Below are 22,172 nucleotides of genomic sequence, written 5' to 3'. Positions count from 1 at the left end.
TCCGTTGGATTTCATTGTTCGATCTAAGCGATACCATCGCTGGCCAGCATTTTGCGCCGCTGATCGCACGTTTCGGCGACGTCGTCGCCGAAATAACAAAGACCATGGTTGCAGGCAAGTTTGGGTCGACAGGGCGTTGAGTGGCTGACCTCGATGGGAATTGGGCGACTGCGAGGCGCCGAAATGCCCAGAGCCCGTGGGTGCAGGCGTGCCTGTCAGCGGGCGGTCACCGCTGCGGGAAGGCGCCAGTCGGCCCACGCCGCACCCGGTTGCGGACGACCCGTGGCCACGCCCCGTGTCGTTCGCAAAAAAGCGACCATGAGCGATCAATCGCGCTCGGCGACCGGGTCTTTGCGCGGCACCGCTCGCAGCTTGTCGAGCAGATAGGCGTGGGTGGCCCGATTGGCCACAATCAACACCCCGGTGCGTTCAAAAACGTCCGGTCCGCGCCCCCACCAGTCCGTAACAATGCCGCCGGCCTCCTCGACCAGCAATATGCCGGCAGCGGTGTCGATAAAGCCGGTTTCTTCGTAATAGCCGGTCAATCGCCCGCAGGCGACATAGGCGCAGGAATTGGCCGCACTACCGACCACACGGACGGCGCCAATCGGGGCGCGGATGGTGTCGAGCCGGTCATAGGCGCCCGGATACAGCTGCAGGTTCGGGGTGGGCAGACCCGTACCAACGCACATCATCGCCACATCGGTGCTGGCACTGACGTGCAGACGCTCGCCGTTGAGAAAGGCGCCAGCGCCCTTGAGCGCTGTGAACATCTCGTCGGCCACCGGGTTGTAGATCAGGCCGCACATGGTCTGGTTGCCACGTCGCAGGGCAATGGTGATGGTGTAGTGCCAGCCATTGAGGAAATTGGTGGTGCCGTCGATGGGGTCAACGAGCCAGCGATGGTCGGCGTCGCCACCTTCCACCGGGGCGAATTCCTCGCCGGTCAGGCTCCAGTCGGGCTGCAGCGCGAACAGGCCGTCCCGGATCAGCTGCTCGCATTCCTTGTCGGCATCGGAGACGAAATCGCCGGGGCCCTTGACGCCGATTTCAAGTTCGGCGAAGCGCTTGAAGTGGCGCTGGGTCAAGGCACCGGCACTGCGTGCGATGGCAACCATCTGGTCGAGAGTGTCAGCGTAAGAGACGGTCATATGGTCAGCGCCATGGCAAGACCCTCCGGGTCATCGGTAGTGATTTGATCGACTTTGAGTGCCAGCAGGCGGTTGACCTGTGACAGGGTGGTGGGGTTAACGGCACTGATCGTCCAGGCATCCACGCGATGGCCTTCGGCCTGGCAGGCGGCGATCATGTCGAAACCAGCCTGATCAGCCTCGAGCACGATCTCGTAGCTCAGATAGATGAAATCAGCCCGGGGTGCCGTTGCCAGCGCATCGGCCGTAAAACGACCGAAATCGCCGCTGCTCCGCAATTTCGCCAGTGACGCGCCATAGCAGGGATCGTAGCCACGGCGCAGGCCGGGCGTGGCCGCAGCCAGGAGCTCGACCGCCTCGGCATCGCCGCCCGAGACGATCATATGCGGCGCCAGGGGACCAATGCTGGCGGCAAAACCGGCAATGGTTTGCGGGTCCAGCGCGGCGGCATCCTGTTTGAAGTCGAGCTGCAGCAAGCCATCGGGATGGGGCAAATCATGGGCCAACAATGCGCACAGGTCTTCGAGCAGCATGACCCTGTCGGGGATGGGCCGCCCGTCTGCGCCGCGCAGGTACAGTTGGCGCAGTTCGCTGGCCCGGGCCCTGGCGACCAGTCCGCTGCCGGTGGTCTCGCGGTCCAGTTGCAGGTCGTGCAGAATGGCGCAGCCATGGTCGGCATGGACCACCAGATCGACCTCGACACTGGCGCCCAGGCGCATCGCCTCGATAAGGCGCTTGCCGGTAAATGCCGGATCGGACGCCCGGCGCCGCCCACGATGCCATTTCAGCCAGGTGCGATGGCCGTCGCGCTCCACATAGCGGGGATTTGTCATCGTCATCCCCGATAGATCTGGGCGTTGTCGCGAAACGCCGCGATGGCAGTCGGCTTCACGTCAACGCTCTGGCCCTGGCTGAACAGATCGGGATGGGCCACCATGGCTTTGATGCGGGTGCCGTCCTCAAGATCAAGGTCAACCAGGCCGTGGCTGCCAAAGTCGGTGATGCGATGGATCCTGGCTGCGCCGCGATCGGCAACAACCAGTTCAAGGGCCTCTGGACGCACGGCCAGCGTCGCCGGCCCGTCGCTGACCGGCAGCGGCACCGACAGGCCGGCGCCGCTGAACTGGCCATTGCTGACCGTGCCATCCACCAGATTCATCGAACCGATGAAACCGGCCACGAACGGCGTCTGCGGGTTGCGATAAACCACATCGGGGCGATCCACCTGCTCGCTGCGGCCCTCGCGCATGACCACGATCCGGTCGGCCATGGAAAGCGCCTCATCCTGCCCGTGGGTGACGAACAGCGTGGTGATCTTGAGCCGCTGCTGAATGTCGCGCACTTCCTCACGCAGGCGTTCGCGCAGATGCTGGTCGAGGCTGGCAAATGGCTCGTCGAGCAGCAGGATCTTGGGCTCCAGCACCAGCGAACGGGCGAGGGCAACCCGTTGCTGCTGCCCGCCCGAGAGCTGGTGCGTCAGGCGGTTGCCATAGCCGGCCAGGCCGACCAGTTCGAGCACGGCCTCGACCTTCTCGCGGATCTCGGCGGTGGGCAGCTTGCGCAGCTTGAGTCCGAAAGCGAGGTTCTTGAAGACGTTCATGTGGGTCCACAGCGCGTGGCTCTGGAACACCATGCCGGTAGGGCGCTTGTCGGGCGTCAGGCGGGTGATGTCATCACCGTCAATGGTGATGACGCCCGCCGAGGGCTGTTCAAAGCCACCCACCATCCGCAGCAGCGTGGATTTGCCCGAGCCCGAGGGACCGAGCAGGCAGACAAGCTCGCCATCGGCCACATTGAGCGAGAAGCGTTCGACGGCGACAGTGCCGCCCGCAAAAACCTTGGAAACATCAGAGATAGCGAGAACGGACATCTATTTTCTTCCTAGCCGCCAAAGCCGCGGGCAAAGGCACCGCCGCCAATAACGCGGCGCGCGAACATCAGCGCGACGAATGAGGGAACCCAGAGCATGACCGACAGCACGGCGCCGTACTGGATGACCATCTGGTTGTTGATGAAACTGATCATCAGCACCGGCATGGTGCGAATTGCGGGCGCCCCGATCAGCCAGGCCCCTTCGGTTTCATAGAAAGTGCCAACGAAAGTCAGCAGCACGGCGGCGGCAATGGTGGGGCCGGCCTGGGGCAAGGTGATGGACCAGAATACCCGCAATGGGCTGGCCCCGACATCGCGGGCGGCTTCTTCCATGCGCCGGTCAACGGCCTGAAAGGCGGCCACCGGAATCCAGATCATGAACAACAATGTGCCCACCAGCTGGATCAGGACAACACCCCAGAAGGTGCCGATCAGATTGAGTTGCAGGAAAATTGCCGCAATGGCGATCAGCAGGCCGAATTTGGGAAAGGCATGCCCGGCCAGAAACGAGAAGAACAGCACGGTTCTGGCGGGGAAGCTCATGCGGGCAAAGGCATAGGCGGCCGGCAGGCAGATGGCCGCCGACAGCAGGGTGACGACGGTAGAGAGCTGCAGGCTCAGCGTCAGCGCGCCCCAAACATCGGGACGGGTCAGCGTCTGCTCCCAGAAACGCAGGCCGAACTGCTGCGGCACCACATTGGGATAGCGCCAGATTTCGGTGAAGGCCCAGGTGCCGACAACCAGCAGCGGAAAGATGATGGCGAGCGACAACAGCAGGGTGAAGGTGATGCCGAGCCCGTCAATGCGCGGGCGCGCTGTGATGGTGACTGCCATGGCTATTTCCTCTGATTGCGCGCGACGGAGCGCACATAAAACAGCCCGAAGGCGATACAGAAGCCGAAGGTGATGACAGCCTGCGTCATGGCATTGAGCGGATCATTCACCTCGCGGAACGTGCGCTGCATGAACGGGCCCATCATCTCGGGCGCGGCGGGGCCCAGCAGATAGGGCAAGGTGAAGGCCGAAAAAATACCCAGGATGGAGAAGGACAGGGCCACCAGAATGGAATTGGAGATGCGCGGCATGATGATGTGCCAGAACACCTGCAGGCGGTTGGCGCCAACATCGCGGGCCGCCTCGATCGCCTGATTGGCAACGCTACCCAGGCCCGAAAGCAGGATCAGCACGGTGAGCGGAATATTGTCCCAGACGAGGCCGATGACCGGGCCCCAGGGCGTCAGATACGGGGTGCGGATCTTGGGCAGGCCGACCGAATTGAGGATGATGTCGACCATGCCATTGGGGCCGAGCACGCGAATAAACGCATAGGCCAGAATGATCGATGGCACGAACATCGGAAAAATGGCCAGCGCCTGCACAAAGCCCGGCAGAGGGCCCTGCGCAAAGCGTAAATAGAGCGCAATCGGCAGGCAGATCACCAGCAGGAACAGGGCGCATACGCCGGTGGTCCACAGCGTGATGCTCAGATTGGCGAGGCTGTAGCCGTCGGAAAAAAAGAAGCCATAGCTCGAGAAGTCCAGACCATAGTCGCCCGTTTGATCGGGGCGCCAGATGGTGCGGACAATCGCGTTGATAATGGGCCAGACGACCAGCCAGGCCATCAGCAGCACGGGAATCCCAACGAGCAGGAGGCCGGTTGGCCTCCTGCTGTCACCAGTGGCATCGATCAGCGGCCGATGCTCCGCTTCAGTCGCCTCGCTCACGAGGCGCGGTCAACATTGGGTGCAACATTGCGGTACCAGCCGTCATTGATGGCGGGCTCCCAGTCGCCACTCGGGAAAGTGGGAATGGATGTCGGCACGATGTCGGCAAAGCGCTCGCGCAACTCGGGCGAAACATATTCCCAGGAAACGCCCGGGAAGCCACCCAGTTCGGTGAGGATGGCGCTCTGGATTTCTTCGGACAGGATGAAATCGGCCAGCTTGAGCGCAGCATCGCGATTGGTGCCGTTCTCGATGACGATGCTGCGCGTGAAGCCGCCGGCCAGCGCCAGATCCTGCAACTGTACCAGACCCGTATCAGCGGGCAGCACGCCCTGATCGATAGCCTGCAGCACCTGATCGGACCAGACCGGAGTCATGGCAACCACGCCCTGCGCCAATAGCTGGATCGACTGGGTATTGCCCGACGAATAGGCGCCGCCATCATAGAGCGAGGGCGCGATGTCCTGCAGCAAGGCCCAGGCTTTGCCCAGCGCATCATTGCCGAATTCTTCGGTGTAGTTGTCGACGGTGAAGGCCGATGGATCGAGCCCGTTGGCCTGATGAATGGCCCGGCGAACGAAGTTGCCGCCCGAACCGCCCTTGTCGGGACGATTGTAGACGAACTGGCCCGGGTTGGCTTTGATCCAGCTCACCAGATCGTCCCACGATTTGGGTGCATCGGCAGGCGCCAGTTTTGTCGTGTCATAGGCGAGCAACACCTGGCTGCCGCGATAGGGCAGGCTGTAGTCACTCTCAATGGCCAGCGGATTGACCTTGGAATAATTGGACAGGCCCGCTTCCTTGATATTGGTGTAGACGCCCGCATCAATGGCGCCCGACGGCAGCAGTGCGTTAGCCGATTCAAAGAAGTCCGCCTGCGGATCCGCATTGGCCAGCTTGGCGGCCATGGCGCGTTCGCCAATCGAAATGATGCCACTGCTGTCACCCCCGTCGACCAGATTGATCGATACGCCCGGATTGGCCGCCTCGAAGGCCGGCGCTACCGTATTGGTCCAGAAGTCGAGAATATTGGTGTCAGAGCTGGTGTACCAGTCAATCCGACCGGTTTCGGCGAAGGCCAGGCGTGGCATCAGAGCCATGCCGGCGGCAGTCCCTGCCGCCGAGATCATAAAAGTACGACGTTTCATCTTGCTCTCCCATCTAGATGACTCAAGACGAGCCTCTACGCTGTTACCGATCCTGGAGGTGGCACATCGGCCTATGGCCGAAGGGCGAATTCAGAACGGCATGTATCCGCCCACCTCATGGGGCTCCTCCCCGGTACAACGACCGGCGCAAGGCAACCCCAATCTTGTGTCGGATGTTGCCAGGCGCTTGACCGCACCCCATGACAGCATTGAAAACCAGTGCACACAAGTGCAATGTTCAATCCGACTGTCGGGATGTCTATCGATGCTGCATAACATTTTGATGACGCAAGCAGACTGATCACGTGTGCAAGTCCTCTGCACAAAAGTGCAGAATACGCGGGACGGTCAGGAAGCGTTTGGCCTGACCGATTTTCGCCACACCGGAACCGGCTCGAACAGCCGCCGCTCGGACCCGGCAGTATCGGGGTCGAGCAGCAGGTCGACGACATGGGTCGCCATGGCCGTCAGCGGTTGGGCAAAGGTGGTCAGCTTGTAGGATTCCCAGCTGGCCTGTTCGATATCGTCAAAGCCGATAATGCAGAGATCATCGGGGATGCGGCGACCAAATTCGTGACGGGCGGCGTCCATGAAGCCAAGCGCCAACAGGTCAGTGACGCAGAACACGCCGTCAGGTGCCTGCGAGCGACCAAAGACCCGGCGCGCGCTTTCAAAACCCGAGGCGTAGCTCGTCGGCCCGGTCGAGGTAACGGTGACCTGCAGACCCGCCGCTTCGGCTGCCGCAACAAAGGCCCGTTCGCGCTGCACCAGACTGGCGGTGCCCGCCGTCGAGGTAATGACGCCAAGGCGCTGGCATCCGGCGCGGCGCAGCAGATACAGCGCCTCGACGCTGGCCATGGCGTTGTCCACACCCAGATTGTGGCTCCCCACCAGTTGATCGTCGCGGTTGATCAGCACGACCCGCTGGCCATTGGCCAGGCAGGTTTCAATCAAGGCGGCCGGCGGCGTTCCCGACAGCACCACGGTGGCATCGGCGCGATAATTCAGGGTCTGGCGCAACGCCGAGGAAACACTTTCGGTGTCGGTTTCGGTGTTGATCACCATGGTTATCTTGCCGGCGGCCTGCAATTTGCGCGTCAGCACATCGACCATGGTGGCGCGAATGGGCGTCGTCATGTCGGCAACGACCAGGCAGACAATGCTGCTGCGTTCGCGCAAGACCCGGGCCAGATGATTGACGTGATAGCCCAGCGCACTGGCAGCCGCGAGTACCTTGCGGCGCGTTGGCTCGGAGACGCTGGCGCCATCAGTAAAGGTGCGTGATACAGCCGAGCGCGATACACCGGCCTTTTCGGCCACCATCTGGGCGCTGACGAAACTGCGGGGCCTCAAATCGCTCATTGTGCCGGTCCAAACTTTTACTGCACCGTACGCGCAAGATGGAGCGCAAACCAAGCCGTCACCTGCAACAGCATCATGCGCCAGACCGACCTTGTAAACGGATTGACCAGCCCGTGGCAATTTCAGCCACACGCCCGCCTGGCGGATCAAGCCAGCGCTTCAAAAATCAACTTGCTACAAAGGGATCGATGGCGGAGAGAGAGCCCCCCCAAATTGTCCAGAACTTATTGTTTTCACTGTGTATCACGCGCCGATCCGGCCCGTATCTCTGGGTACGCGACGGGAGGCAATGGCGCCAACATTGGGGTGGAGCGCAGCGGCAATGTTCTTTGGTGAGCGCCCGGCAAAGACGAGAGTCAGTCTCCTTCGTCCTTGATCGCCCGCCCGCCATTGTGCATATACATGCCTGCTTACAATATGCAGGCACCGTTGTCTGACTCCTGTACGGGGACGATGCCCCTTGGCAGGTACGGGACGGTTTGTCGGAGCACCGCGTGCTTTCCAATGTCACTCACCCGACAAGGCTTGTACCCATTGCCTTTATGGCCGCGATTGCGATTGGGACAGCCCTGCTCATGCTACCGCTGTCTCATGAGGGACCCGGTCATGCGCCTTTTCTCACAGCTCTGTTCACGGCGACCTCGGCAGTTTGTGTTACCGGCCTGATCGTTGTTGATACCCCGGTATACTGGTCCACTTTTGGTCAGGTGGTGATCCTCGCGCTTTTCCAGATTGGGGGTTTCGGGATAATGGCCGCAGCCACCCTGCTGGGCCTGCTGGCGGGCCGGGGATTTCGATTGAAGGACCGGCTGCGGACCCAGGTGGAGCGCAGCTTCTTTGATATGGTGGACGCCCGTAGCGTGCTCCGCTTGATCCTGCTGGTCACTATTGCCGTCGAAGCGGCATTGGCTCTTGCACTCACCTTGCGTCTTCGTTTTTCCTATGATCAGGACTGGCCGGTTGCTGCATGGCATGGATTTTTTCATGCCGTGTCCGCGTTCAACAATGCGGGTTTCTCGACCTACTCTGACAGCTTGATGGGGTTTCAGAACGACTGGCTGTTCCTGACACCAATCATGCTAGCCATTGTCTTGAGCTCGCTCGGGTTTCCGGTGATCCATGAACTTCAGAGCCGGTCCACTGCAGGAAGCGATCGCCCCTGGACGTTGCACACCAAGATCACGCTGCTCGGAACCGCCATTCTTCTGATTGTCGGGTTCGCGACCGTTCTGGCCGTAGAGTGGCATAATCCAGACACCCTGGGTCCGATGGGTCTAGGTGGCAAGCTGCTCAATAGCGCCTTTCAGTCTGTCACCACGCGCACCACCGGATTCAATACGCTCGATATCGGTGCTCTCCATGATGAAACCCTGGCGGTCACCTACTTGCTGATGTTCATCGGGGGCGGCAGCGCCGGCACCGCGGGTGGCATCAAGATCACCACCTTCTTCGTGCTCGCGATCGTTGTCTGGTCGGAGGCGCGCGGTGAGCGGGATGCGGCCTTGTTCGGACGGCGCATTGGGACGTCCATCGAACGGCAGGCGCTCACGGTGGTGCTCCTGTCCCTGGCGCTCGTGTCCCTGGGAACCATGGTCATTCTGGCGGTGACCGACTACCCGCTCGTCGCCGTCTTGTTCGAGACGATTTCGGCTTTTGCCACAGTCGGCCTTTCGACCGGCATTACCGGCCAGCTTCCACCTGTTGCCGAACTGGTCCTGATCGTGTTGATGCTGATCGGCAGGGTGGGCACGATCACCATAGCCACGGCCCTTGCTCTCGGCAGAGGGCGAAGCGCACTACATTATCCAGAGGAGCGCCCTATCGTTGGTTAAACTCTCCAGTCGCACCAAAGCCGAGACAGTCCTGGTTATTGGCCTCGGTCGTTTCGGCAGTTCAGTCGCCAGCTCGCTGATACGTATGGGACACGAAGTTCTCGGCGTGGATGAAGATGCCGCAATCGTCCAGGAAGCCGCGAGCCTGCTCACCCATGTGGTGCAGGCCGATTGCGCCAATCCAGAGTCACTCCGACAGATCGGCATAGGCGACTTCAAGACCGCTGTTGTCGCCATTGGGGGAGACCTGGAGGCGAGCATCCTCACGGCACTCGCTGTAATCGAGGCCGGGGTTCCAACGATCTGGGCCAAGGCCAACAACGAACGGCATGGCAAAATCCTCAAGAGCATCGGCGTGAAAAACGTAGTCTACCCCGAGGCGCGCATGGGCCAGATGGTGGCCCATATCCTGACCGGCAAAATGATGGACTTCATTGACCTGGACAATGATTTTGCCATGGTCAAAACGCGCTCGCCGGCTGATCTGGTCGGGAAAACGCTTGAGCAAGCCAAGGTCCGGCAGCAATACGGTGTCACTATTGTCGGCATTAAGCGCTCCGGCGAGGTCTTCACCTATGCTCAGGCCAATACGATTGTGCAGAAAGACGACCTTCTCATCGTTCTAGGGGAAACCCAACTGGTGGAACGCTTCGCCTCCAGAACATAGATAACCGTCCGCCGGGTGAGATGCGGGTACGCTGGCCCTCAGGTGACGACCGCTTTGCAGGTTCAACGCGATGGAATCGACAGTTCGGACTGGGGTGGGCGTGTCCATGGGCAGGGCTCTGGAGACCGCGGCAAAGCGCTTGAACGCCTCAGGTAAAATCCCTGCCGGACGCGTCAACTATTCAATGAAATCACCGAGGTGAGAGTGGCGGAGAGAGAGGGATTTGAACCCCCGATGGAGTCACCCCCATGCCGCATTTCGAGTGCGGTGCATTCGACCACTCTGCCATCTCTCCGCAAGATCGATGCAACCCCAAGGGGCGCGTGCAGTCAACACGGGCGGGCTTATGGCATAGCAGCAGGCACGCCGCAATAGTTTCTGTACGGTTTCATGGCCCGAACGCGCCAATGTGAGGAGCATTCGGCCCGCCGTCACGTTTTCGTGCGGTGACGAACCCTGCCGCCCCCGCTAGCGTTCCAGGGAACGCAGACTTTTGCCGAAAATGGGAGAACACCAATGGTTAGACGCCGTGAACTGGTCGCCGGCATGGCGACGCTATCACTGCTGTCGCTGAGTGGCGCAGCCCTGACCAGCGCTGCCGCGCAGGAGGCAGCCCTTGATGGCGATGCCATCGCCACCGCGCAAGGCGACATCATCGTGCACCCTGTCGACCATGCCAGCCTGCTGCTCGGCTTTGCCGATCAGGTAATCTATGTCGATCCCGTCGGCGGCGCGGCGCGCTATGCCGGCCTGCCCGCCCCCACCGCCATCCTGATCACCCACGGCCATGGCGACCATTTCGACGTGCCGACCCTGCAAGCCATTGCCGGGGCTGCGCCGATCATCACCAATGCCGAGGTGTTCGACAAACTGCCCGAGCCGCTCAAGGCCCAGGCAACTGCCATGGCGAATGGCGAGGATGGCACGGTCAACGGCATCGCCGTCAGCGCCATCCCGGCCCACAATATCACTGCCGACCGCATGAACTACCATCCGGTGGGCGTCGGCAATGGCTATCTGCTGACCCTGGGCGACAAGGTGGTCTATGTGGCCGGCGACACCGAGCCGACCCCCGAAATGCTGGCGCTGAGCGGCATTGCCGTGGCCTTCCTGCCGATGAACCTGCCCTATACCATGACGCCCGAACAGGCGCTCGAGGCGATCAACAGCTTCAAGCCCGCCATCGTCTATCCCTATCACTATGGCGAAAGTGATCTGGGCGTATTGGAAACCGGCATCGGACCCGATACCGAACTGCGCCTGCGCAACTGGTATTCTGCCGCTGGCTAGGCCGCGCCACGCTTGACTCTTGGGGCATTTGCCCTGATAAGCGCCTCGGAATTGCGTGCAGGCTGGTCTTGCGCGCTGCCTTTGTTTGAAAACGCTGTTCGAGGTTGCCCGCTGGTTTGATCGCCGGCACGCATTCACGAAGACCGCAGGATCAGGGCTTGCCCTGCGGCGCCACAGGACGCGACACAATGGGACCGGGCGTTTGACGCTCCCGGTTAAACTATGACTTTTGCCGTGATCAAAACCGGTGGCAAGCAGTACAAGGTTGCCGCCAACGACGTTCTCAAGATTGAAAAGCTCGATGCCGAAGCCGGCACCATCGTCACCTTCGACCAGGTGCTGATGGTTGATGGCGAAGTCGGCGCCCCGCTGATCGAAGGCGCGCTTGTCGCTGCCGAGCTGCTTGAAACCCGCAAGCAGAAGACGGTCATCATTTTCAAGAAGAACCGTCGCCACAATTATCGTCGTCGCAATGGCCACCGCCAGTTGCTGTCGACCGTGCGCATCACCGAAATCCTGACCGGCGGCGCCAAGCCGACCATCAAGGCTGTTGGCGTCGTGGCCAAGACTGAATCGGTGACCGAAGCCAAGCCTGCCAAGAAGGCCGCTGCCCCCAAGGCAGCGCCCAAGGCGGACAAGGCTGAAGCCGCAACCGAAACCAAGGCACCGGCAGCCAAGAAGGTCGCCGCCAAGCCAGCCGCCGACTTCACCGACGACATCAAGCTCATCGGTGGCGTGGGTCCGGCGCTGGAAAAGAAGCTGCACGCCGCCGGCGTCACCAGCCTCGTCCAGATCGCTGCCTGGAAGAAGGCCGACATTGCCAAGTTCGACGAAGAGCTTGACCTGCGTGGCCGTGCCGAGCGTGACGAATGGGTTGCCCAGGCCAAAGATCTGGTCGCTGGCAAGCCGCCGCGCGCCAAGGTTGACCAGGACGCGGCAGCCGAAGACAAGACGAAGTAAGGAGCTAGAGCACCATGGCACACAAAAAAGCAGGCGGTTCATCCCGCAACGGTCGTGATACGGCTGGCCGTCGTCTCGGCGTCAAGAAGTTCGGTGGCGAAGTTGTCGTTGCCGGCAACATCATCATCCGTCAGCGCGGCACCAAGTGGCACCCCGGCACTGGCGTTGGTCTGGGCAAGGATCACACCATCTACGCCCTGGTCGACGGCAATGTGTCGTTCCGCACCCGCGCGAACTCGAAGGTGTTTGTTTCTGTCGACCCGGCACTGGCCGCCGAATAACCCGGCCGGTCTCTCGAACCCAGCCGGTGACCCGTTCCCCGGCTCGTGTTCGCGACCAAGCGAAATTGACAAGGGGAGCCGGTTCGCCGGTTCCCCTTTTTGCATTGCAGAATTTGAGCACGACAATGGACAGCATCAAACAACACCTGCCCGCCTCGATTGCGACGGAGCGTCTGGTGCTGACCACGCCGGTGCTGGACCATGTTCCCGAAATGGCCGTGCTGGCCAATAGCCGCGCCATTTACGAAGTGCTGGCGCGCCTGCCCCATCCCTATGCCGAGAGCGACGGGCGCTTCTTTGTCGAGACCATTGCCCGCGGCGACAGCGAATTTGCCTGGTCGATCCTGCACGAGGGCCGTTTCATCGGCATCATCGGCCTGCACCTGCTGCCCAACCAGGCCCCCGAACTCGGCTATTGGCTGGGAGAGTCTTTTTGGGGTCTGGGCTTTGGCACGGAGGCCGCCAAGGCGGTCGTCGCAGCGGCCCGGGCGGCCGGCTTTGCCGCCCTTCGCGCCTCGGCACTGACCAGCAATGCCGGATCGCGCAAGGTCCTGGCCAAGGCCGGATTCATCGAGACCCATGAAGGCCCTGCACAGCACGGCACCAATGCGGGCAAACCCACCACCTTCATGCAGCTGCACCTGATATCCGGGGTCGCGGACACCCTCCCGGCCGCTGTTCGGACCGCCCGCCTGACGCTGCGCGCGCCAACCCTGCGCGACCTGGACGATATTGTGCGCCTGGCCAATAACCCCAAAATGGTCGAGACCACTGCCACGCTGCCCTTTCCCTTCGCCGACAGCGACGGTCGCGATGTCATTGCCCAGGCCGGCGGCCCGGGACAGCGTGCCTGGGCCATCGCCGATGCCGATGACGCCTTCCTGGGCACCATGCTGTTCAAGCTGGTGGACGGCAAACACCCCGAGATCGGCTATTGGCTGGGCGAACCGCATTGGGGCAAGGGCTATGCCGCCGAAGCCCTCAGCGGACTGCTCGACGCGGTGTGCACCCTGCCTGGTTTCGCCACCATCAATGCCCGCGTATTGCAGAGCAACCCCGCTTCGATCCGCGTGCTGGAGAAGGCTGGCTTCATCGTCATCGAGCACACCACCAGCGTGGTCGACCGCCATCGCGGCAAGCCGCTGCTCGCCATGCAGTGGACCGCGCCATGAATGTCACCCTGCACACGCCGCGCCTGTTGCTGCGCCAGCCTCAATTGGGCGATGCTGAAGCCATTGCGCGTTACCTCAATGATTTTGAGGTTGCCGGCAACCTTGCACGCGTGCCTTTTCCTTACCATATCTCCGATGCCAGAGCATGGCTGCGCACACGGCGCGCCGGGCTGCCAGCGCAGGAAACCACGTTCTCGATCGAACTGCCCGATCATGGCTTTATCGGCCATATCGGCTTTCATGCCGGACCCAAGGGCCCCATTCTGGGCTATTGGCTGGGGCGGCCCTTCTGGAACCGCGGCATCATGAGCGAAGCGGTGGTAGCCAGTCTCGACTGGTTTTTCGCCGCCACCAGCCATGAGACCGTGCTGTCGGGTGTCTTTGTTTTCAATTCGGCCTCCCTGGCCATCCAAACCAAGCTCGGGTTTACCCAAACCGGACGCTCCACCCTGCTCTGCCTTGCGCGTGACGCCGAGGTGGAGCATATCGACACCCAACTGACGCGTAGCGTCTGGAAGGCCAGACCGACATGAAATTTCTCGATCAAGCCAAAGTGTTTGTCCGATCCGGCGATGGCGGGGGCGGCGCTGTGTCGTTCCTCCGCGAAAAATTCGTCGAGTTCGGCGGGCCCAATGGTGGCAATGGCGGCCGCGGCGGGGACGTCGTGATCGAATGCGTCGACGGGCTCAATACCCTGATCGACTATCGCTACCAACAGCACTTCAAGGCCAGTACCGGCACCCATGGCATGGGCAAGAACCGCACTGGCGCCGATGGCGCCGACTCGGTGCTGCGCGTGCCTGTCGGCACCCAGGTGTTTGAAGACGACAACGAAACCCTGATCGCCGACATGACCGAAGTGGGTCAACGCGTCGTGCTGCTCTCGGGCGGCAATGGCGGCTTCGGCAATGCCCATTTCAAGACCAGCGCCAATCAGGCCCCCCGCCACGCCAATCCGGGTCAGCTGGGCGTCGAAAAATGGGTCTGGCTGCGCCTCAAGCTGATCGCCGATGCCGGCCTGGTTGGCGAGCCCAATGCCGGCAAGTCAACCTTCCTGGCGGCAGTGTCAGCGGCCAAGCCCAAGATTGCGGCCTATCCTTTCACCACCCTGCACCCCAATCTGGGCGTGGTGTCGATCGGCGAACGCGATTTCGTTTTGGCCGACATTCCCGGGCTGATCGAAGGCGCCAGCGAAGGGGTCGGCATTGGCGATCGTTTCCTTGGCCATATCGAGCGCTGCGGCGTGCTGATTCATCTCATCGATGGCACCCAGGATGACGTCAAACGGGCCTATCAGTCGATCCGCTATGAGCTGGCCGCTTATGATCCCAGGCTGGCCGAAAAGCCCGAGATCGTGGTGCTCAACAAGATCGATTCCATTCCGCCCGACGAGCTCAAGGAGAAGGTCAAGATTCTCAAAAAGCTGAGCAAGCAGGACGTGCTGCAGGTTTCGGCCGTCACCGGCAAGGGCACCGAAATGGTGCTCTATGGCGTCATCGACATCCTTGATGCCGAAAAGGCCGCCAGGCTTGAAGCAGCGCGGCGCAAGATCGAGCCGAACTGGGCCCCTTGATGCGCGCCAATGCCCTTGCGCCCTATAAGCGCCTGACCATCAAGATCGGCTCGGCCCTGCTTGTCGACAAGCAGGGCCAGTTGCGCAAGCAATGGCTGGGCGAGCTTGCAGCCGATATCACCGCGCTCAAGCGTGCGGGCTGCGAAGTGGTGATCGTGTCCTCGGGTGCCATCGCCCTTGGCCGGGGGCTGCTGGACCTTTCCGCTGTTGCTCTGACCCTGGAGCAGAGCCAGGCGGCCGCCAGCGTTGGCCAGATCGCGCTGAGCCAGGCCTGGGCCGAGGCGCTGGGCAATCATGGCATCGTCACCGGTCAGATCCTGATTACCCCCAATATCACCGAAGAACGCCGCTACTATCTCAATGCCCGCACCACCATTGCCACCCTGCTGGGCCTGGGCGCGGTCCCCATCATCAACGAGAATGACAGCGTCGCCACCGCCGAGATCCGCTATGGCGACAATGACCGCCTCTCGGCCCGCGTCGCCACCATGATCGAGGCCGATTGCCTGGTGCTGCTCTCCGATATTGATGGGCTCTATACCGCGCCACCCGCCACCAATTCCGATGCCAGCCATCTGCCGGAAATCCACGCCATCACCCCGGCCATTGAAGCCATGGCCGGTGGCGCCGCCAGCCATCTGTCGCGCGGCGGCATGACCACCAAGGTCGAAGCCGGCAAGATCGCCACCCAGGCCGGCACCGCCATGATCATTGCCAAGGGCACCGACAGCCATCCGTTGCGGGCCCTGGCCGAGGGCGGACGCCACACCCTGTTCCACCCCGCCCATAGCCGGGCGCAGGCGCGCAAGCGCTGGATCATGGGCACGCTGGCCGTAGCCGGCACCGTGCAGGTTGATGCTGGCGCCGCCCGCGCTCTGCAGACCGGTAAATCGCTGCTGCCGGTGGGCGTCACCAAGGTGAGCGGCGAATTCGGTCGGGGCGACGCCATCGGCGTCAACAATCCCGATGGCATCGAAATCGCCCGTGGCCTTGCCTCGCTGGATAGCGAAGAGGCTCGGCTGGTGATGGGCAAGCACAGCGATACCGTGCTTGAATTGCTGGGCACCGGCAATCGCGCCGCCTTGATCCATCGTGACAATCTGGTGCTGGTAGGCGCCCAGGAGGATAGCCATGAGCCAAGCTGACAGCACGACCGAGCTGACCGCCATCATGGCCGAGATCGGCCACAATGCCCGCATCGGCGCCAGGGCGCTGGCCATCGCCAGTCCCGAGCAGAAGCGTACCGCCCTGCGGACGGCCGCCGGCGCCATCAATGCGCACCGCAAGAAAATCCTCGCTGCCAATGCAAAGGACATGGCTACCGCCCAGGCCAAGGGCATTTCCGCCGCTTTTCTCGACCGTCTGGAGCTGACCGATGCACGCATTGACGGCATCATCGACGCCGTCACCACCATTGCCGAGCTGCCCGACCCCGTCGGCACCATCATTGCCGAATGGGACCGCCCCAACGGGCTGCATATCGAGCGCGTCCGTACCCCGCTGGGGGTGATCGGCGTGATCTTTGAATCGCGCCCCAATGTGACCGCTGACGCTGGAGCGCTGTGCATCAAATCGGGCAATGCGGTGATTTTGCGCGGCGGCAGCGACAGTTTTTACTCCAGCCAGGCGCTTGCCGACTGCCTGCTCGATGGCCTGCATGCCGCAGGACTGCCACAGGAATGCCTGCAGCTGGTGCCCAGCACCGACCGCGCCGCCGTTGGCGAGATGCTCAAGGGGCTGCATGGCAATATCGACGTCATCGTGCCGCGTGGCGGCAAGACCCTGGTCGCCCGCGTCCAGGATGAGGCGCGCGTGCCAGTCTTTGCCCATCTCGAAGGGCTGGTGCATGTCTATGTCGACGCCTCTGCCGACCTGGACAAGGCCGTCGCCATCACGCTGAACGCCAAGATGCGCCGCACTGGTATTTGCGGGGCCGCCGAAACCCTGCTCGTGCACAAGGATGTCGTGGGCAGCCACCTCAGGCCGATCATCGACGCGCTGATCGCCAAGGGCTGCGAAATCCGCGGCGACGCGACCGTCATGGCGGCCATTCCATCGGCCAGACCCGCAACCGAGGCAGACTGGCGCACCGAATACGAAGCCGCCATCATCGCGGTCAAAGTCGTCGACAGCCTGGACGAGGCCATCGCCCATATTGAAAAATACTCCAGCCACCACACCGAGGCGATCATTGCTGAGGATGCGGCGGCTGTCGAAAAATTCTTCAACCAGATCGATAGCGCCATCCTGCTGCACAATGCCTCGACCCAGTTCGCCGATGGTGGCGAGTTCGGCTTTGGCGGCGAGATCGGCATTGCCACCGGCAAGATGCATGCCCGCGGCCCGGTCGGCGTCGAGCAACTCACCAGCTTCAAATACCGCGTCCGCGGTACCGGTCAGACGAGACCGTGATGATCCTGGCAGAAACTGATCCAGGGCACCTTCTCCCGCAAGGGGAGAGGGCGAGACACCCATCGAATCCCGATACCGCACCATGACCCTGCGCCATCCCATCCGCATCCCCGGCATAACCGAACTGCCCCCCTCCGGGTCCGGCATGCGCATTGGTCTGTTTGGCGGCAGCTTCAACCCCATCCATGAGGGCCATCGCCTGGTGGTTGAGGAAACCCTGCGCCGTCTTGATCTTGACGCGCTCTGGGTTCTGGTGACGCCGGGTAACCCGCTGAAGAACCACCAGGACCTGGCGCCGCTGGCCGATCGGGTCATTGCCGCCCGCCGCCTGCTCGACCACCCCAAGGTCCGCGTCACCGGCTTTGAGGCCGCCTATGGCTTCACCTATTCCTGGCAGACCATTCGCTATCTGACCCAGGTAATGCCGGACCGGAATTTTGTCTGGATCATGGGCGCCGACAATCTTGTCGACTTCAGCCGCTGGGAACGCTGGCGCGATATCGCCGCCATGGTGCCCATCGCCGTCTATGTACGACCCGGCTCGAGCCGCCGCGCGCCCGTCTCCATGGCCGCCAGCGCCCTGGCGCGCTGGCGCATCGATGAGGACGACGCCACCCGCCTGGCCAGCCTGCCGGCACCGGCCTGGGTCTATCTGCACGGGCGCCAATCGCCCCTTTCATCATCGGTCATTCGGGCACGCCGGCATGGCGTTAAGCCAAAGTGAAGACGCAATCTTGCGAAGTCGTCATCAAAAGGGCATATTGACCTTGTGTGATAACCGTCACCGGAACAGGAACGACTGCTTGCCGTTTGCAAAGACGCCTGCACATTCCGATCAACCACCAAGGATGCTGATCCCCCGCATGACCCATGCACGCGCATGGGCGGAAGGCCATTGATGATGGCCGCGCTGCCCGAAAACACCGCCACTCCCGCCACCCCTACTCTGGCGACCCCGGAACGACCGATGATCGACGTGATCCTGAACAGCCTTGACGATGCCAAGGCCGAGAGCATTGTCGCCGTCGACATCATTGGCAAGTCCTCGCTGGCCGACCACATGGTTGTCGCCTCGGGCCGCTCGCAGCGCCATGTGGGTGCTGTTGCCGACCAGTTGGTCAACGCCCTGCGCGACGCCGGCTACGGCAAGCCTCGCATTGAAGGCTTGCCCCATTGCGATTGGGTGCTGGTCGATGCGGGCGATGTCATCGTCCATGTCTTCCGCCCCGAAGTGCGCGAGTTCTACAACATCGAAAAGATGTGGCAGGCCGATTTCGCGGCTGACGCGCACTAGAGCGTTTTCATGCGCGTGAGCATTGCGGCGGTCGGCCGGATGAAGGCCGGGCCGGAGCGGGAACTGGTTGCCCGCTATCTCGAGCGGGCGGTTGGCGGCGGCAAGCCGCTGGCCCTGACCGGGTTCGATGTCATCGAACTCACCGAAGCACGCTCCTCATCCGCCGCCAGCCGCAAGGCCGAGGAAGCCAAGGCGCTGCACGCCGCTGTGCCCGATGGTATCGTTGTAGCGCTGGACGAACGCGGCAAACTGATGGCCTCCGAGCCGCTGGCCCGGCAAATCGGCCGCTGGCGCGACGATGGCCGCCCGGCGATCAGCTTTGTCATTGGCGGGGCCGATGGCCTTGATCCGCAATTCACCGCCAGGGCCGATCTGGTGCTGAGCTTCTCGCCGCTGACCTGGCCGCACCAATTGGTGCGCATCATGCTAGCCGAGCAGCTCTATCGCGTCACCACCATCCTGGCGGGTCACCCCTATCATCGCGGCGATTAATCCGTGTCAATCACGGCATGGTTAAGCCGCGTTAACCTGCGGTTTTGTGTGCACTTGCTATGCTACGCCCATTGATTCGGGCGCGCACCGCCTTTGCTGGAGACGTCATGGCATTGCTGCCGGGCACATCACGGGGATTGCTGCTCATCGGCACGCTACTGGCGGGGTTTTCGACCCTGCCGGCGCTGGCCCAGACCGATCCGACAACTCCTGCCCCGACAGCGCCCGCGGCAGGCATTGTGGCGCCAGCAAGTGACCCTGAGCCAACGCCGCCAACCGATCCTGCGGCACCACCGCCGGTCGACCCCGCTGCCACGCAATCGGACCTGGACTCGGTGGAAGCCTCGATTTCGCTGAGCCAGCAGCGCATTGACGAGCTCAAGGCCGAGATTGTCGCCATGGAAGGCGATCGCACCAAGCAGAATGCTGCCCTGATCGCTGCAGCCCAGCGCGTCAAACTCGCCGAAATCGAAGTTGCCGATGTCGAGACCCGGCTTTCCGACCTGATAATTGCCGAACTCGAAGTGCGCGGCCGGCTCGACGGCTCCAATGCCGAGATCGCCAATGTGCTGGCGGCGCTCGAACGCATTTCACTCAATCCGCCACCGGCACTGATCGTCGACCCCGATGACGCACTGGGCTCGGCCCGCAGCGCCATTCTGATCGCTGCCATCGTCCCCCAATTGCGCGCCAAGGCCGATTCGGTCACCACCGATCTGACCGAGCTGACCAATATCAAGGCCGCCGCCCTGGCCGAAGAGGCCACGCTGCGCGCCAACCATGCCGTGCTTGAGGAAGAGCAATTGCGCATTGCCACCCTGATTGCCGCGCGCAAGCAGGGCATTGGCGTGCGCACCACCCAGCTCCAGGCCGAAGAGCAGGAAGCCATGGCGCTGGCCGCCCGCGCCGCCACGCTCAAGGAGCTGGTCGATAGCCTCTCGGCGCAGGTCAGTTCGGTGACCACCGCCGCCGCAGCCGCCGATGCGGCGCTGGACCCCGATTTGCCGGTGATGTCGGCCGCCGAGATCGAACTGGCGCTGGCCAATAGCGCCCGCACCGAGCCCGCCCTGCCGTTTCGGGTGGCCAAGGGCTATCTCACCGTGCCGGCCAATGGCGTCACCGTGCTCGATTATGGCGCCAGTGACGGCTTTGGCGGCATCAGCCACGGCATCTCGGTGGTCACCCGCGCCGAGGCGCAGGTGGTGGCCCCGGCCGATGGCTGGGTGCTCTACAAGGGGCCTTACCTCAATTATGGCCAAATCATCATTCTCAATACCGGTCAAAGCTACACCGCGCTGCTGGCCGGGCTGGAAACCGTGACCGTCGATATCGGTCAATTCGTGCAAATGGGCATGCCCTTGGGCACGATGGGTTCACGCACAATTGGGAGCACAGTGACCACCAGCGCTGGCGCTGCCCAGCCGACGCTCTATATTGAACTTCGAGAAAACAACGAGCCCGTCGATCCCACCGGCTGGTGGGCGACCCCGACACAGAGTGGATAGAACCCTCATGCGCCTTTTGCCCCTTCGCGTCTCAGCCCTTGCCGCGGCGCTGCTGCTTTCGGTTGGCCCCTTGAGTGCCCAGCCCGCGCCAGCCCAGGTCGAGCCGATGCCCGACGCCGAACAGCTCGAGCCCGAACCCGTCGCCCCGACGCCGCGCGACCCGCTTGAGATCTATGCCGATCTCAACCTGTTTGGCGAAATCTTCGATCGCATCCGCGCTGAATATGTCGATCCACCCGATGAGCAGGAGCTGGTCCGCGCCGCCATTCAGGGCATGCTGACCTCGCTTGATCCGCATTCGGGCTATCTGCCGCCCGCCGACGCCGACGATCTGCGCCAGGACACCTCCGGCGAATTTGGTGGTCTGGGCATCGAAGTGACCATGGAAGAGGGCATCATCAAGGTGGTGTCGCCCATTGATGACACGCCTGCCGCCAAGGCCGGCATCATGGCCAATGACCTGATCGTCGAGCTTGACGGCGCCCAGGTTCAGGGCCTGACCCTGGATGAGGCTGTCGGCAAGATGCGCGGCCCCATCGGCACCGACATCCACGTTACCGTGGTGCGCGAGGGCGTCGACAAGCCGCTCGAATTCGATCTGACCCGCGCCATCATTGCCATGCGCGCCGTGCGTTATTCCATGGAAGGTGACGTTGCCGTGGTGCGGCTGTCGCGCTTCTCCGAGCAGGCATTCGTGGGCATCGAGAAAGCCATCAAGGATATCTTTGCCGAACGTGACGGCGTGGCGCCCACCGGCATCATTCTCGATCTGCGCAACAATCCCGGTGGCCTGGTCGATCAATCGGTCTATGTCGCCGACGCCTTTCTCAAGCAGGGCGCCATCGTGATGACCCGGGGCCGTCTGCCCGAGGAAAGCGCCCGCTATGACGCCCAGCCCGACGTGCTCGACGCCCAGATCGCCGATGTGCCCCTGGTGGTGCTGATCAATGGCGGTTCGGCTTCGGCCTCCGAGATCGTTGCCGGCGCCCTGCAGGACCACAAGCGCGCCACGCTGGTGGGCACCCGCTCATTCGGCAAGGGCTCCGTGCAGTCCATCATCTCGCTGGGTCCCGATGGCGCGATGCGCCTGACCACGGCGCGCTACTACACCCCCAATAACCGCTCGATTCAGGCGCTCGGCATCACCCCCGATATCGAGATCCTGCAGGTGGTCCCCGAAGAGTTCCAGGGCCGCGACGAGATCATTGGGGAAGCCGGCCTGGCGGGTCACATCACCATTGAAGGCCAGGCCGAGACCACCGTGGGTTCGTCCGTTTATGTGCCCGCCGACAATGCAGAAGACGCCCAGCTGCAATATGCCATTCGCCTGATTGAGGGCCTTGAAACCAATGATGCCTACCCGCCCAAGGCGGAATAGACCTTCCTTGTGTTATGAAATTGCTGGGGCGGGGCGGCTGATTCGCTGCCTCGCCCCTG

At 62.5% G+C, this 22,172-nt stretch carries 22 protein-coding genes and 1 tRNA gene; 15 read left to right on the top strand and 8 right to left on the bottom strand.

Going from position 1 to position 22,172, the window contains the following annotated elements; genetic code table 11:
• Positions 1–326 precede the first annotated feature (326 nt).
• From Q8O80_RS07395 to Q8O80_RS07365, 7 genes are all read right to left on the bottom strand, one after another.
• Complete coding sequence (locus Q8O80_RS07395; protein ID WP_305578503.1) at positions 327–1,151, bottom strand: inositol monophosphatase family protein; 825 nt, start codon at positions 1,149–1,151, stop codon at positions 327–329.
• Positions 1,148–1,984, bottom strand: a complete 837-nt coding sequence (locus Q8O80_RS07390) for a glycerophosphodiester phosphodiesterase (RefSeq protein WP_305578501.1) — start codon at positions 1,982–1,984, stop codon at positions 1,148–1,150. Before Q8O80_RS07390 ends, Q8O80_RS07395 begins: the two co-directional genes overlap by 4 nt.
• A 2-nt stretch (positions 1,985–1,986) precedes the next feature.
• Positions 1,987–3,021, bottom strand: coding sequence for an ABC transporter ATP-binding protein (locus Q8O80_RS07385; protein WP_305578499.1), 1,035 nt, complete (start codon positions 3,019–3,021; stop codon positions 1,987–1,989).
• Between the two features lie 11 nt (positions 3,022–3,032).
• Positions 3,033–3,857, bottom strand: coding sequence for an ABC transporter permease (locus Q8O80_RS07380; RefSeq protein ID WP_305578497.1), 825 nt, complete (start codon positions 3,855–3,857; stop codon positions 3,033–3,035).
• Between the two features lie 2 nt (positions 3,858–3,859).
• Positions 3,860–4,645, bottom strand: coding sequence for an ABC transporter permease (locus tag Q8O80_RS07375; protein ID WP_305578507.1), 786 nt, complete (start codon positions 4,643–4,645; stop codon positions 3,860–3,862).
• A gap of 98 nt (positions 4,646–4,743) precedes the next feature.
• Positions 4,744–5,895, bottom strand: a complete 1,152-nt coding sequence (locus tag Q8O80_RS07370) for an extracellular solute-binding protein (protein ID WP_305578495.1) — start codon at positions 5,893–5,895, stop codon at positions 4,744–4,746.
• A 348-nt stretch (positions 5,896–6,243) separates the two neighbouring features.
• Positions 6,244–7,257 carry a substrate-binding domain-containing protein gene (locus Q8O80_RS07365; protein WP_305578493.1) on the bottom strand — a complete coding sequence of 338 codons (1,014 nt, stop codon included), beginning with the start codon at positions 7,255–7,257 and terminating at the stop codon, positions 6,244–6,246.
• A gap of 494 nt (positions 7,258–7,751) precedes the next feature.
• Here Q8O80_RS07365 and Q8O80_RS07360 point away from each other — a divergent pair, with 494 nt between their 5' ends.
• On the top strand, positions 7,752–9,089 hold the full coding sequence (locus Q8O80_RS07360) for a TrkH family potassium uptake protein (RefSeq protein WP_305578491.1): 1,338 nt from the start codon (positions 7,752–7,754) through the stop codon (positions 9,087–9,089).
• Complete coding sequence (locus Q8O80_RS07355; protein WP_305578489.1) at positions 9,082–9,756, top strand: TrkA family potassium uptake protein; 675 nt, start codon at positions 9,082–9,084, stop codon at positions 9,754–9,756. The genes Q8O80_RS07360 and Q8O80_RS07355 overlap by 8 nt, the downstream gene beginning before the upstream one ends.
• 205 nt (positions 9,757–9,961) lie before the next feature.
• On the opposite strand, the gene Q8O80_RS07350 is transcribed toward Q8O80_RS07355, so the two are convergent.
• A tRNA-Ser gene (locus Q8O80_RS07350) sits at positions 9,962–10,051 on the bottom strand.
• 221 nt (positions 10,052–10,272) lie between these two features.
• Between Q8O80_RS07350 and Q8O80_RS07345 the strand changes: the two genes are divergently transcribed.
• From Q8O80_RS07345 to Q8O80_RS07285, 13 genes are all read left to right on the top strand, one after another.
• Positions 10,273–11,046: an MBL fold metallo-hydrolase gene (locus Q8O80_RS07345; RefSeq protein WP_305578487.1), complete on the top strand. Its 774-nt coding sequence runs from the start codon at positions 10,273–10,275 to the stop codon at positions 11,044–11,046.
• A 222-nt stretch (positions 11,047–11,268) separates the two neighbouring features.
• Complete coding sequence (locus Q8O80_RS07340) at positions 11,269–12,006, top strand: 50S ribosomal protein L21 (protein ID WP_305578485.1); 738 nt, start codon at positions 11,269–11,271, stop codon at positions 12,004–12,006.
• Positions 12,007–12,020: 14 nt separating this feature from the next.
• On the top strand, positions 12,021–12,287 hold the full coding sequence (gene rpmA / locus Q8O80_RS07335; RefSeq protein ID WP_305578483.1) for a 50S ribosomal protein L27: 267 nt from the start codon (positions 12,021–12,023) through the stop codon (positions 12,285–12,287).
• Positions 12,288–12,412: 125 nt separating this feature from the next.
• Complete coding sequence (locus tag Q8O80_RS07330) at positions 12,413–13,459, top strand: GNAT family N-acetyltransferase (protein WP_305578481.1); 1,047 nt, start codon at positions 12,413–12,415, stop codon at positions 13,457–13,459.
• Entirely contained in the window at positions 13,456–13,992 is a 537-nt protein-coding gene (locus tag Q8O80_RS07325; RefSeq protein ID WP_305578479.1) for a GNAT family N-acetyltransferase, read from the top strand. Before Q8O80_RS07330 ends, Q8O80_RS07325 begins: the two co-directional genes overlap by 4 nt.
• Entirely contained in the window at positions 13,989–15,032 is a 1,044-nt protein-coding gene (gene obgE, locus Q8O80_RS07320; protein ID WP_305578477.1) for a GTPase ObgE, read from the top strand. Before Q8O80_RS07325 ends, obgE begins: the two co-directional genes overlap by 4 nt.
• Positions 15,032–16,177 carry a glutamate 5-kinase gene (proB, locus tag Q8O80_RS07315; protein ID WP_305578475.1) on the top strand — a complete coding sequence of 382 codons (1,146 nt, stop codon included), beginning with the start codon at positions 15,032–15,034 and terminating at the stop codon, positions 16,175–16,177. The genes obgE and proB overlap by 1 nt, the downstream gene beginning before the upstream one ends.
• Positions 16,164–17,444: a glutamate-5-semialdehyde dehydrogenase gene (locus tag Q8O80_RS07310; RefSeq protein WP_305578473.1), complete on the top strand. Its 1,281-nt coding sequence runs from the start codon at positions 16,164–16,166 to the stop codon at positions 17,442–17,444. The genes proB and Q8O80_RS07310 overlap by 14 nt, the downstream gene beginning before the upstream one ends.
• A gap of 82 nt (positions 17,445–17,526) precedes the next feature.
• Positions 17,527–18,168 carry a nicotinate-nucleotide adenylyltransferase gene (locus Q8O80_RS07305; protein WP_305578471.1) on the top strand — a complete coding sequence of 214 codons (642 nt, stop codon included), beginning with the start codon at positions 17,527–17,529 and terminating at the stop codon, positions 18,166–18,168.
• Between the two features lie 243 nt (positions 18,169–18,411).
• Positions 18,412–18,738: a ribosome silencing factor gene (gene rsfS, locus Q8O80_RS07300; protein ID WP_305578505.1), complete on the top strand. Its 327-nt coding sequence runs from the start codon at positions 18,412–18,414 to the stop codon at positions 18,736–18,738.
• Positions 18,739–18,747: 9 nt separating this feature from the next.
• Positions 18,748–19,230, top strand: a complete 483-nt coding sequence (gene rlmH, locus Q8O80_RS07295) for a 23S rRNA (pseudouridine(1915)-N(3))-methyltransferase RlmH (protein ID WP_305578469.1) — start codon at positions 18,748–18,750, stop codon at positions 19,228–19,230.
• A 107-nt stretch (positions 19,231–19,337) separates the two neighbouring features.
• The gene (locus tag Q8O80_RS07290; protein ID WP_305578468.1) at positions 19,338–20,735 is read left to right on the top strand and encodes a murein hydrolase activator EnvC; all 1,398 of its coding nucleotides are present in this window, start codon (positions 19,338–19,340) and stop codon (positions 20,733–20,735) included.
• Between the two features lie 7 nt (positions 20,736–20,742).
• Positions 20,743–22,113, top strand: a complete 1,371-nt coding sequence (locus Q8O80_RS07285; protein WP_305578466.1) for a S41 family peptidase — start codon at positions 20,743–20,745, stop codon at positions 22,111–22,113.
• Positions 22,114–22,172: the final 59 nt, after the last annotated feature.

The sequence above is a fragment of the Devosia sp. genome, assembly GCF_030689745.1.
In the GTDB taxonomy this organism is placed as follows: Bacteria; Pseudomonadota; Alphaproteobacteria; order Rhizobiales; family Devosiaceae; genus Devosia; species Devosia alba.
Note: the sequence above shows the minus strand (reverse complement) of the source record. Positions and strands in the feature narration are given on the sequence as shown.